Annotated in this window: 12 protein-coding genes; 3 read left to right on the forward strand and 9 right to left on the reverse strand. The window is 50.2% G+C overall.

Annotated elements, in window-relative coordinates; translation table 11 throughout:
- Positions 1–1010 (reverse strand): phosphoglucomutase/phosphomannomutase family protein (locus HN413_06795; protein ID MBT3390102.1); only part of this gene is annotated, 1010 nt, incomplete at its 3' end.
- A 188-nt stretch (positions 1011–1198) separates the two neighbouring features.
- On the opposite strand from HN413_06795, the gene HN413_06800 reads away from it, so the two are divergent.
- From HN413_06800 to recF, 3 genes are all read left to right on the forward strand, one after another.
- Positions 1199–2851: a cyclic nucleotide-binding domain-containing protein gene (locus HN413_06800; GenBank protein MBT3390103.1), complete on the forward strand. Its 1653-nt coding sequence runs from the start codon at positions 1199–1201 to the stop codon at positions 2849–2851.
- A gap of 75 nt (positions 2852–2926) precedes the next feature.
- Entirely contained in the window at positions 2927–3424 is a 498-nt protein-coding gene (def, locus tag HN413_06805) for a peptide deformylase (protein ID MBT3390104.1), read from the forward strand.
- A 48-nt stretch (positions 3425–3472) separates the two neighbouring features.
- Positions 3473–4675: a DNA replication/repair protein RecF gene (recF, locus tag HN413_06810; protein MBT3390105.1), complete on the forward strand. Its 1203-nt coding sequence runs from the start codon at positions 3473–3475 to the stop codon at positions 4673–4675.
- An 86-nt stretch (positions 4676–4761) separates the two neighbouring features.
- On the opposite strand, the gene HN413_06815 is transcribed toward recF, so the two are convergent.
- From HN413_06815 to HN413_06850, 8 genes are all read right to left on the reverse strand, one after another.
- The gene (locus tag HN413_06815) at positions 4762–5076 is read right to left on the reverse strand and encodes an AzlD domain-containing protein (protein ID MBT3390106.1); all 315 of its coding nucleotides are present in this window, start codon (positions 5074–5076) and stop codon (positions 4762–4764) included.
- The gene (locus HN413_06820; protein MBT3390107.1) at positions 5073–5789 is read right to left on the reverse strand and encodes an AzlC family ABC transporter permease; all 717 of its coding nucleotides are present in this window, start codon (positions 5787–5789) and stop codon (positions 5073–5075) included. The genes HN413_06815 and HN413_06820 overlap by 4 nt, the downstream gene beginning before the upstream one ends.
- A gap of 93 nt (positions 5790–5882) precedes the next feature.
- Positions 5883–7697, reverse strand: a complete 1815-nt coding sequence (locus HN413_06825; protein MBT3390108.1) for a response regulator — start codon at positions 7695–7697, stop codon at positions 5883–5885.
- 525 nt (positions 7698–8222) lie between these two features.
- Positions 8223–8933 (reverse strand): 16S rRNA (guanine(527)-N(7))-methyltransferase RsmG, encoded by a 711-nt coding sequence (rsmG, locus tag HN413_06830; GenBank protein ID MBT3390109.1) that lies wholly within the window; start codon positions 8931–8933, stop codon positions 8223–8225.
- 74 nt (positions 8934–9007) lie between these two features.
- Complete coding sequence (locus HN413_06835; GenBank protein ID MBT3390110.1) at positions 9008–9940, reverse strand: DUF4349 domain-containing protein; 933 nt, start codon at positions 9938–9940, stop codon at positions 9008–9010.
- An 84-nt stretch (positions 9941–10024) separates the two neighbouring features.
- The gene (locus tag HN413_06840) at positions 10025–10759 is read right to left on the reverse strand and encodes a metallophosphoesterase family protein (GenBank protein MBT3390111.1); all 735 of its coding nucleotides are present in this window, start codon (positions 10757–10759) and stop codon (positions 10025–10027) included.
- A 133-nt stretch (positions 10760–10892) separates the two neighbouring features.
- Positions 10893–11846, reverse strand: coding sequence for an ABC transporter permease (locus HN413_06845; protein MBT3390112.1), 954 nt, complete (start codon positions 11844–11846; stop codon positions 10893–10895).
- Entirely contained in the window at positions 11843–12997 is a 1155-nt protein-coding gene (locus tag HN413_06850; protein MBT3390113.1) for an ABC transporter permease, read from the reverse strand. The genes HN413_06845 and HN413_06850 overlap by 4 nt, the downstream gene beginning before the upstream one ends.
- Positions 12998–13099 lie beyond the last annotated feature (102 nt).

Here is a 13099-nt window from a genome sequence, read left to right on the forward strand (position 1 = left end):
AGCATATAATCGGCAATATGATTGAAACCAACCGGGGTTTCATAGACAGGCAGATTATAACGCTCGGCAAGGCGGTCAATCATGCGCGTTGTTGAAACTGTGCGCACCACCGGGCCACTCCAGCCGCGCTCTTCCACCAGATAACGCAATGCCAGCGCCATGATTTTGTGCGGATCAACAAATTTACCGCGGCCATCCATGGCGCCAAGACGATCGGCATCGCCATCCGTAGCCAGTCCCAGATCACCGATGCCAGTGCTAATCGCTCCGGCGAGCCCCCCCAAATGGCGACCAATGGGTTCGGGATGCGTGCCCCCAAAACCAGGATTCATTTCGCCGCGAATTTCATGCACTTCACAGCCGGTACCCTTGAGAATACCCCGAATAACTTCACGTCCCGATCCATGCATCGAATCGACAACAACACGCGGGGGGCGATCGGCAATTTTGTTGAAATCAATCAATGTACGCAAATGATCGTAATAGGCTGGGATCGGATTGAAACGCTCAATCAGGCCCAGTTTGCGCGCCTGATCCCAATCCATCATATTGGGGCCTCGGCTGCGCTCTTCGTTATCGTTCAGATAAACTTCCACCCGGCGCGATTGTTCAGGCTGTGCCGAGCCGCCATACGCGGCCTTGAGCTTGATGCCGTTATAACGCGGCGCATTATGCGAAGCGGTAATCACCACTCCCGCCGCCGCGCCCAGATGCCGCACAGCGTAAGAAATCGCCGGAGTAGGCGCATCGGACTGTGAGAGAAAAACGGTGTAACCATTGGCAGCTAATACACGCGCCACATCGGCTGCGTAACGATCGGAGAGAAAGCGGGTATCGAAACCCACAACCATCTTATGCGGATCAATACTGCGCCCTGAAGGGTTGTGCGTATGCCAGTCGCCAGAATTAATCGCATCGGCGATGGCCTGTGTTACCAGGCGCAGGTTGTGAAAGGTAAAAGTATCTGAGATGACGGCTCGCCAGCCATCGGTGCCAAAGTGAATGGGCATAAGTCTTGCTCCTGTAATGATATAGTTGTAGCGGAGATTTTATCATCAAATCTCCGCTACAACGGCAAAGACTTATCCCCACAGGGCAGAGTATTTGCGCACAGCCTATGTTAAAATGGATACAGCATCCGACAGAATCCAAAGAAAGGGATATGCTCAAAGAACTGCGTTTGTACAAATAAAAGATTATGCAGCCAGAAAACGAAAAACGAATCAATTTTTTAAAACAAGTTCTCATCTTTAACGAATTCAGCGACGAAGAACTCGCCGAAGTTGTGGAGCGGTTGAAAGACCAGCAAGTGAACGCCGGGGCAATTATCTTTCACGAAGGGGATGTGCCCGACGCGATGTATATTATTTATGGCGGAAAAATGGAGATTACCCGCCAGGACGAAGATGGAACGGAAGTGTTTCTGGCGCTCGTTGACGACGGTGATACCTTCGGCGCAGATGGTTTGCTCAACAACCAACCCCGTTCAGCAATGATTAAAGCCCTTGAAGATACCGATTTGCTCTACCTGGACACAGATGATTTTAACTGGCTAATCACGACATACCCAAGTGTCAAAGCGTATTTACTGGCATTTACCAATACCTACAAATTTCGTGACCAATTAAAAATTAGTTGGCTTGGCAACGGCGAAGTACTAAACCTAGTACAGCGTCGCCATGTCATCCGGCTGATTGGCGAATTTTTCTTTATCTGGTTCTTTATCTCAATTGCCTTACTGGTTGTCATTGTAATTGGCGTATTATTCAATAAAACACCTATTATTTGGGTCAGTGCCGGGGTGATTGGAGGGGTGATCTTATTGGCTGGGCTGGCAGGGAGCTTATGGGCATTTCTGGAGTGGAAAAATGACTACTTCTTTGTCACCAATGTGCGCGTCGTCTGGCGCGAGCGCATTTTACTGCGCAGTTCCAGCCGACAAGAAGTACCCTTGCGCACCATCCAATCGCTTGGCGTGCAAACCGGCAATGTGCTGGCACGCGCCATCCATGTGGGCGATTTGGTCATCAAAACCTTCAACAGCGAGATGCGCCTGACCGAGGTTCATAACCCTGAGCGTATGAGAAATATGATTAGCGCCTTTCTAAGCAAAACAAAGGCCATTTCAAAACAGGCTGAAATTAACGCCATACGCCAAACTGTGCGCCGACGCTTAGGTTACGAAACCGAAATCATCGAACCCGAACTTCCCGAAGATGTGCCTGCAGCTACCGATCGGGCCAGGACAGGATTTTGGATTTTCAGAGCGCGCACTGTAGAGGGTGACACAATTACCTACAATAAACACTGGTCTGTTTTTTTGGTGCGCGCCTGGCTACCTACCACGCTGCTTTTTTTCAGCAGCATTATCACAATATGGATGATCCGTTTTATGCTTAGCAATCAAATTTTTCTGATTCTCGGTATTGTGCCCCTGGGTATCTTTTTTTGGTGGCTGTATGAATATGCCGACTGGAAAAATGATATTTACCGCCTCACGCGCGATCGCATTATTGATCGTGAAAAAAGCCCTCTGGGGCAAGAATCGTTCCGCTCGGCGCCCATCAAAAACATCCAGAGCGTTGGACACGCTATTCCCAACACCATCGGGTTGATCCTGAATGTTGGCAATGTTAAAATCAATGTTGGCGATCAAACGCTGACTTTTGAAGGTGTTCACAACCCGGCGCTGGTGCATCAAGATATTTCGCAGCGTATGGAAGAAGGTATTGCCAAAGCCGAGCAAGAGCGTATCGCAGCCGAACACGAACGCATGGCAACCTGGCTCGAGATTTACCACAAACAGGTTGATGGAAGCCAGTCTGCAGACCATGAACCCGATTTGTTTTAGATCGGGTAAAATTGCAGTATCCACCCCCTAAAACAGAACCAACTCGCGAGCGAGTCCGAAAACCTACACATCATTATGGCACTCCTAAATATTATTACCAATCCCGATCCCATTCTGCGCGGAAAAGCGAAAAAAATCACTCAATTTGACGATAATCTGCAAAAATTGATTGACGATATGATTGAGACGATGCGGGACGCGCCCGGTGTGGGGTTGGCAGCCCCGCAGGTGAATCGATCCCAGCGGATTTTCGTGGCCGAATTTGGCGATGAAAACGATGAAGAGGCCCCGCCCGAAGTGTATGTATTTATCAACCCCAAAATTGTCTACGCCTCGAGCGAGATGGATACCGGTGTGGAAGGTTGCCTCTCGATCCCTGGGAAATTGGGCGAAGTGATGCGCCCGATTGATGCCACACTGGAGGGCCTCGACCGGTATGGCGAACCTCAGCGTATTGAAGCCAAAGGCTGGCTGGCGCGCATTTTCCAGCACGAAACCGATCATCTCAATGGTGTTTTATTCACTGACCACGCGCTGAGTGTTTGGGATCAGGAATTGCCTGAAATCGAATAAAATCAGCCCCCAAGGATTTTATAAACCCCATGGGGGCTGTCGCTATTTATGTATCTAACCCATCTCTCTTTATCCAACTTTCGAAATTATATTCGCCTGGACACATCCATGCCGCAAGGTACACTGGTTGTTGTGGGCGATAATGCTCAGGGGAAAACCAGCCTGCTTGAAGCAATTTATTATCTGGCAACTTTCACATCCTTTCAGGCCGGGCAAAACCGCGAATTGATAAATTTTCTGGCCCCACAAGCGGAGCTGCTTGTGGGGCGCATTGTCGCCGAATATCGCCGCGGGCCGAAAAATCATCGTCTGGAAGTGCGTATTATTCAGGAAAACCAGGGGTTCAATGGGGTGCGCGTGCGCCGCGAGGCGTTGTTAGATGGTACAAAAAAGAAAATTAGCGAATTGGTGGGGCATTTCAATGCCGTCTTATTTTTGCCCCGCATGATGAGCATTATCGATGGCACACCCGCCGAGCGGCGGCGCTATCTGGATTTGGCAATTTCGCAAACCAATGCGCATTACACGGCTTCGCTTTCAGCCTACAACAAAGCCCTCAGCCAGCGCAACGCCCTGTTAAAAACACTCGGCGAGCGCGGCGGCGACCCTGAACAACTCGCTTTTTGGGATGAACAAATCATTCAAGCAGGGGCGTTTCTCATCCGGGCGCGCATCCAGGCGATTGCTGAAATCGAGGAGCAGGCGGCCATCATCCACAGTGAGTTGACGCGCGGCGCCGAGCGGCTGCGCCTGTCTTACCTTCCGGCCTACGATCCGCACCAAGAACCAGCCAATCAGATGGTGTTGAATTTCGACACGCCGATAGACCGTAGTCAATTCACGCGCGAAGAGATTGCTGACGGTTTCGAAGCTGCGCTCAAAGCCGCGCGCCGCGCCGAGATTGCCCGCGGGCAAACTACTTTAGGCCCACACCGAGACGATGTGCAATTTCTCGCCAATGGGGTTGATCTGGGGGTTTATGGTTCGCGCGGTCAAATCCGCACGGGGTTGTTCTCTCTCAAAATTGCGGAAATAAACTGGATGAAGAGCAAAACGGGCTACTGGCCGGTACTGCTGCTGGATGAGGTGCTGGCCGAACTCGATGCCCAACGGCGCGCCGATTTAATCGCCCATCTGACCGACATCAAACAAGCGCTGCTCACCACCACCGATGTTGATTTGTTTGGTTCTGATTTTTTAGAAAAAGCGACTGTCTGGCAAGTTGAAAATGGCCGTCGGATAGATTTCTAAGGCAGAACTTGACATGCAAGAAAAAGAACTTCTCCCCGTATCGCAACGCTATACCGGCATTCTGCTGAACCACGCTTTACGCCCACCTACCTCATCAGCAGCAATAAGAGTACCCCCATTCCGGCAACAATCGTCCAGACAATATTGCGCGTCTTCCAGGCCACTACTATGGCAACCAGCCCAGCGAGCAGGCGCGCGTTCCCCAGAGAAAAATCCAATGTTCCGGATGGCATGACCAACTCAGGGGCAATAATCGCAGTCAGCACCGAAACGGGGACAAAGCGCAGGGCGCGTTTCAACAGCGGCGGGGTCTGCCAGCGTTCCAGCAACACTATGAACGAGAGCCGCGTGGCAAAAGTAAGCATCCCCACTGCAAGCATAATCACCCAGATATCACTCATCGTGTTTCACTCCATAGCCCCACTGCGATCCCCACGAACGCGGCAATCATCAAACCCAATTTATAGGGCAAGCTAAAGGCCAGCACCGCGGTCATCCCCGCGGCGACGGCGGCCAGCACACTGGCGCGGTCTTCTAACGCGGGAACCACCAGAGCAATGAAGGTTAGAGCCAGCGTGAAATCCAGCGACCAGCCCGGCGGAATTTGCGCCCCCAGGAAAATGCCCACCGCACTGCTGATCTGCCAGGAAGTCCACAGGGCCAAACCCGCTCCCAGGAAATACCAGTGTTTCAACCGCCCATCCCCACCTTTGTTGTAGTGCGTAATGGTCACGGCATAGGCTTCATCCGTCAATAAATAAGCCAGTACCCCTTTCCAGGGGGCGCTGAGATGTTGCGTATTTGGCGCAACGGAGGCACTATACAACGCATGGCGCAGATTGATGACCAAACCCGTCAGAATCATCACCAAAACGGGCGTGCCTGCTCCGGCGAGTTGAACCAGCATAAACTGGGCCGAGCCCGCGAAGACCACCGCCGACATGGCCTGGGCATCGGTTTTGGAAAGCCCTGCCCCGAGAGCCAGAATGCCATAGATCATCCCAAAGGGGATCACGCCGACCAAAATGGGGAGTTCGTCTTTGACCCCTGCGAGGAATTCGCGCACCTTGGGGGTACAGTATAAGGAAAACCTTGTTTTATCTGTTATTTTCATAATTAAAATAAAGGGATGTGACGGGTGCAGAGAACACCCACCACACCCCTTTTCTCGCATCTTTTCACTACGCGCAAAAGCCCTAAACGTTGGTCATTTTGTTATTTTGACACGTTTTAACGCATCAATGAGATTTTTTATCTGAATAGGCTTACTTACATAATCATCCATATTGAAACTGAGATATTTTTCGCGATCGCCCTCCAAAGCATGGGCAGTCATGGCAATGATGTGAGGGCGTTTGTCAGCCACAATTTCAGCACGAATTATCTGTGTGGCTTCAACCCCATCCATTTCGGGCATTTGAATATCCATCAACACCACATCGTAATGCTGACGCTTCAAGGCTGCCAATACCTCAACGCCATTACCAGCAATATCTACCTGGTATCCAAGCCTTTTCAGAATGCCAACGGCTACTTTCTGGTTGATGAGATTATCTTCAGCCAGCAAGATTTGCAATGGATATTGTTCGGCCATTTTTATATCAAGAACACTTTTCTTTGGTTGTTGTAGTGTTTTTTGTGCGCTATGCTTTCCGAAGGAATTCAAGAGTACTCTATAGAGATCGGATTGCTTAATAGGTTTTGTGATGAAGGCTTCAAATATATTCTCGGTGCCGAGAGCAGGTTTTCGCCCCATAGATGTGAGCATAACTAATGGGAAGGTGTTTGCGCCCAGTTTTTCATGAATTCGCTGCCCCAGGGTAATGCCATCCATTTCTGGCATTTGCATGTCGAGAATAGCAATGTCAAAATTGGTGTCTTCATCTAATAATGCCAGCGCTTCAGCCCCGGAACCAACCGCTACCGGTTCCATACCCCAAGATTGGGTTTGCAGGCTAAGTATTTTGCGATTAGTTTCAATATCGTCCACAATTAGGACGCGGCGCTTATTCAACTGTGTTTTTTGCCCCGCGGCAACGATGGGCACAGCTTCCGCATCAGCCTTGACTAGAATTGTAAAATGAAAAATAGTGCCTTCGCCCACATTACTTTCCGCCCAGATTCTACCTCCCATCATTTCGACGAGTTGACGGCTGATTGCCAAACCCAGGCCGGTACCACCGTATTTGCGCGTGGTAGATGTATCTGCCTGCACAAACGATTCGAAGAGACGAGAAATAGCTTGCGGCGGAATGCCGATTCCGGTATCGCGAACAGAAAATTGTAATTCGTGCTGTTCGCCTTTCTGGGAAAGGCTCCGGACCGAAATATTTACCTCACCCTTTTCGGTGAATTTGACAGCATTATTCAGCAGATTTACCAGTACTTGCCGCAAACGGGTAACATCGCCATAAACAACAGGCGGCATATTGGGGAGAAAGAGATAGCTTAAATCGAGGCCTTTTTCACCGGCTTTGGATGCGAGTAAATCGAGCGCGCTTTCCACGCACTGCCGCACATAAAAGGGTTGTTTTTCCAACTCTAATTTCCCAGCTTCAATCTTCGAAAAATCCAGAATATCATTGATTACCGTCAACAACGTATTACTGCCGCTGCGAATCGTCTCCACAAAATCTTGTTGCTCGTCATTCATCGGCGTATCTAATAGCAAACTGGTCATTCCAAAAATTGCATTTAGGGGTGTGCGAATTTCGTGACTCATATTGGCTAAAAAATCGGCCTTGGCCTGAGTCGCTGCTTCGGCTTCAGTTTTTGCTCGCTCTAGAATATTAATGGTTTTCGCTTTTTCCAGAATAAAAAGAACGCCAAAAACAAATAATAATATTATCGCTACAATTTTCGTAATATTATCGTGATACACCAGCGCCTCGCCAGAAAGCGGGCTGGCAGGCAACAGGTTCGAATACGTTAGAAATATCAGCAGCGCGATTTCAGAAATAATGGCTATTGTCCACGACATTCCCCAGCGAATATTCAGTAACAACACGGCTAAAATAGGCAAATGAGTATTCCACCACAAGGTGGCCGAATTTATCCCTCCAAGATAAATTGCAGAATAAAAAACTAGTAACGCGTATATCAGCAGTATAAAATTCGCAGCCAGATATATATTCTTTGTTTTGCGAAACCAAAAGAAACATGCAACAGCCAGCAAGCCAACCAAAAAGGTTCCAACCCCAATTTGGTGTACGCCTAAATAAATATAAAATGAAGCAAAGAAAGGAACAAACAGAACCAATGCCATAGTTGCCAAATTTAAACGCTGGATTTGGTATAGATCCAGCGAATCAGCATCAGGCGGCAAACCAGAACGGACGAGGCTCCCAATAAAGTTCTTTAGCATACTAGATTGTTTCGCAAGTGCATTCATTAGTCCCTACCCGAGGCCACAGTTCCCTACTACAACGACTGAAAAGTCAGAGATAATCTCAGAATATTATACTTCGACTCGTTACTAATACGTTTTTTTAACGCACGATTTTGCTATATAAACGTAAACAGATAAACAGGAGTAATGAATCAATTGCTATAGTGGTCTCTTCGCCGGAATCCCAACTCGGCGCGGATATTTTTCTGGCGTCGCGGCTACTTTATCAACCACAACTAGATAGCGCTGCTCCACCACCCCAGGCAAAGTCACGGGAATCAAGCGTTGCAATCGCCCTCCCAATAGTTCCAGAGCATTATCTGCCGAATGGACTTCAGCCGGGCCGCTCTCGCCTTTCATCGCCAGCACATGCCCACCCACACGCACCAAAGGGAGTAGATATTCCATCAAGATGGGCATCAAGGCCACGGCGCGCGCCACGGCCCAATCAAATTGTTCGCGAAAACGCGCATCTTGTCCAACGATTTCGGCGCGCTCGCGCACGATCTCAACCCCTTCCAGCCCCAGCCGCTCGACAATATGCTCACAAAAGCGCACTTTTTTCTCGACCGATTCCATCAGCGTCAACTGAATGTGCGGACACAAAATTTTAAGCGGCAAACCTGGAAAACCTGCCCCAGTACCGACATCCACAATGCGCACCACAGGTGTATTACGCAAGGCACTGAATGCACTCAGCGAATCTAAAAAGTGCTTCACCCGCACCAGTTCAGGTTCGTGGATAGCAGTCAGACTGTAACGCTGGTTCCAGTCCATAAGCTCCTGAGCGTAGATTTCGAGCGCGCTAAGTTGTTGGCTGCTTAGGCTAATTCCTGTAAGGGCTTCGAGTTCTTTGGGCAGTGTGCGCATGGGCTGAATTATATATCGAAAAAGCAAAACAACCGCTGCAAATTGCAGCGGTTGTTTTGCTTTTTCATCTAAAGCTATTCGGTCTTTTCAGCCAGTTTCCTGGCTTTACGGCGGCGGCGCCAGTTGCGCAAGCCGCGCCCCAAGAAGTAGAGCGGAACGCCAATCACGATCAGTACCGGCAGGATAAAGATTGCCAACCAGATAACAAAGTTGACAAAACCCTGCAAGAAGTTAATCAGGGCTTCAACAGCTTCTTTGGCTACACCCACGGGCTGCCAACCACCGATCTGAATCGGTTGATTGGCGGCATCCGCGCTGATTTCAATGCTGATGGATGAGAGTGCAGAAGCCTGCTCGTAATACTGCATCTGTCCTTTGATAACTTCAATCTGTTCCCCAACCTCAACCAGACGGTTATACACCTGCAACACATCTTCGGTCTTGTTGGCGTTGTCCATAATCTCGGTCAATTGAGCTTCGGCGGTTTCCAGATTGCGCAGTCGGGACTGCAAATCGGTGTACTGGCTGGTAACATCTTCGCCAGAGATATTTTCAGAAATTACTTCGCCCGCCCCGGCTTTGATTTGCGCCAACGCTTCATCCAGTCGTTCAGCCGGTACACGGATGGTGATGCTGGCCTGATCTACAGTGACACCGTTGCCCAGAGTATTTTGCCAAAGATTTGAATTCACCACAAACCCGCCCATGCCTTCAGCCATAGCAACGATTTCGTCCATAGCAATACCGGGATCGATAACCACAATCGAAAGTGTAGCGTTTTTGATAACCATGCGCTGGATGGCAGCAGTTGAGGCTTGATTGGCAAAACTGCCGCTTTCACCGGGAGCCGCGGGGGCTTCCATTTCAGCGGCAGCCATTTCTTCGTAGCCACCGCCAGAGCTATCGCTTTCGTATGCAACCATCGCTTCGGGCATACTTTGGGCCGCGCCACAAGCCGCGAGCACAAACGCAAGCAAAATCAGGGGGATGAGAATTTGTTTTTTCATCGTTATATCTCCTACGGGAAGCAAAACTTTCGGATTATTATAGATACGCTAGCTAGACGTTCCAGGCGAGAAAAAAGTTCCCCGCTACCAACCCAATTCGAGGCGGTTGATGTGTTTTTGGGGCAACCCGGCTTCACTCATGCGCGCCTGCACGGCAGCGATATCGTAATCTATACGGCGAAATTCAACCGACATTTGTTCAAGATCAACAAGTGCATACGCGGCACGTGGATCTCTGTCGCGCGGCTGGCCTACGGAGCCCGGATTAATAATTAAACGCGGGGTCAAATCGAAAATCGTATTTTCCAGTGGTACAACAAGATCAACCCGGCGAGTTCGCTCGTTGAGATGAAAAATACTGGGCAGATGGGTATGCCCGATAAAACAATAGGCTGTATCAAAGAACTGAAAATTCTCTGCCGCAATACGGACATTAAGGATATATTCCCAAACCGGTTGCCGCGGGCTGCCATGCGCCAGGGTAATATCTTCATCGGCAATTACTTTGGCCGGTAAATTCTCGATATAAGCCAAATTTTCGGTGGTAATTGTTTCTTGTGTCCAGCTTACGGCCTGACGGGCTTCTACATTGAAAGCATCGGTATTGATTCGCCCCATTGTGGCAGCATCATGATTCCCTAGCAAAGCCACCAAATGCGGCAATTCACGCACGACATCTACACATTCGTTGGGATCCGGCCCATAACCAACCAGATCGCCCAAAAACCATACCGCGTCGTAATTGCTGCCAGCATCGTTCAAAACGGCTTGCAGCGCGGTCAGGTTGGCGTGAATGTCGGAAATAAGCAAGATGCGCATTGCACTAATCTTAACACAATTTCCCCCAAACCGGATATGGGGTATGGCGGTAGTTCCTAAAGAACCGCCATACCCCATATCTGAAAATTAACCACGGCGATTCCCAGAGACCCGAAATGGTACTGTTACAGCGCTATCGCTGCCGCAGGCGTGGATTCACGATGTCATCCAGGGCGCGGCCTACCAGGTAGAAGGCACTGCAAAAAAACATAATCGACAGCGCCGGGGGAATGAGCGCATTCCATTGCCCGGCCTCGTTGAACCAGCGAAAAGTGCGCTGCCCCAGCCAGATCATTGAGCCCCAGGTCATATAATCGTGTGTGCGGCTAAAAAATGATAATAAGGATTCCGTCAACACCGCGCCGACAACCGTCATCACCGCGTGAACCAGAGCCAGCGGCAGCAGCCCGGGGAGGATATGTCGCCACAAAATATGGAAATGACCACCCCCGGCGGTGCGCGCGGCTTCGATATAGGGTTTGCTGCGAATAGACAGGGTATGCGATTTCACCACCATAGCCTGACTCCCCAGCCCGGTGAGGATCCCGAAAATCAGGGCGATGAGGAACCAATCTAAACGCACCAACAACCCGATGATGAGCATAACTACCAGCGCGGGCAGCAACACGAAGACATCGGAGATACCCATCATAATCAGATCAACCAGGCCGCCAAAATAACCCGCCATCCCGCCGAAGATCGTTGAAAGTGTTACGGCAAAGAGCGCGGCAGTGATGCCGACGTTGAAAGACATGCGCGCGCCATAGAGCAGTTGGCTTAATACATCACGACCCATGCCATCGGTGCCCAATAGATGCCGCGCCGACGAGGGCGAGGGATTCTGTACCACACGGCTGTCAAAACCCAAATAAGGATCGTAGAGTACGCGCGACCAGATGGTTTTCATGAGGATGGGGTGAGCAACAACCATCAGAGCAAAGATCACGATCAGGGCCATGCCGATCACCCCCAGGGGGTGGCGACGAAGTTCCCCCCAGGCAGCACGGATGGGCTTCATGCGGGCGCGTACCCCCTGCCAAAAATAAGTGCGCCTGCGCTGCGATGAGGTTCTTTCCAATAAAGTCATATATGGCTCCCGGCATAGCGCAAACGCGGATCAAGGTAAACGTGCAGAATATCCATCACAATATGCCCGATCAGGGTCAGCACGCCCACCACAGAGAGAATGCCCATTAGCAGGGGAATATCGTGATAGTCGATGCCCAGGAAAATAAGCTCGCCCATCGCCTGCCATTGAAAAACCAGTTCGATGGCGAAACTGCCCGTAAGCACCAATGGCAGGTTGAGCAACAGACGCGTCAGCACTGGCAAGAAGGCATTGCGGGCTACATGCCGGTCGCGGATGATGTGATCGGGCAAGCCCTTGGCGCGCGCTGTGAGCACATACTCATCTTCGATATTTTCGAGCATCGTGGTGCGCATGAGCAGCATCGTTTCGCCAAAAGAGAGCATCATCACCGCACCGAGCGGCAAGATCAGATGCTCAAGCACATCCAGCGCCTGACGCAAATAGCCGATTTTTTGCCATACCAACGCGGCCGCACCCAGCAAGATCACCCAACTCCCCAATCGGGCAAACACGCGCAGCGACGTTGAATAAATTCTATCTGTTATGCGCCGGAGGATATAGCCGCAGCCGACCATAATGAGCAGGGTGAGCACCATGCGGCCAAGCACCCAATCCAGGCTGACGGGGATGTAATACCAGTAGTTATGGTCAATCATACGCTGGTAAGGCAGCCAGCGCAGTTGATATGCGAAAATATTCATGAGCAAAAAGCCCAAAAAAGGCGCGAAGGATGTATAACTGGCAACGCCGGTGAGGGTGATACCGAATTCAAACCAGCCGCCGCGCCGCCAGGCAATTTGTTTGCCCAGCCAAATCCCAACAAAATAAGACAAAATTGCCGCTGTCAGAAAAAGGATTAGCGTACGCGGGGCGCGCGCCAACAGCAACGCGCTGACAGGTGTAGGCCATGCAATGAAGGATTTCCCCAGATCAAAGTGAAAAAAGCCGTTCAACCAACGGAAATATTGCTCCCACAATGGCAAATCCAACCCCAACTGCGATTGTGCCAGGCGGCGGCTGACTGGTTCCAATACCAGAAAGGTTGTAAAATCATACGGCAATGCCTGAATCAGAAAAAACAAAAAGGTCTGAAACGCGAGGATGGCGATCAACCCGCGGACTATTCGCCGAACTATAAATCGAAGCACAAATCATCTCCTGGAATGCGTGGAAAAACCGTTGGCAGCGTTAGCCCCAATACTGTTTAGATAAGAGAAAAAGAGATGACTCCTGGAGCCAAAGATGGCATC

It is taken from the genome of Chloroflexota bacterium (assembly GCA_018648225.1).
Classification (GTDB): Bacteria; Chloroflexota; Anaerolineae; order Anaerolineales; family UBA11858; genus NIOZ-UU35.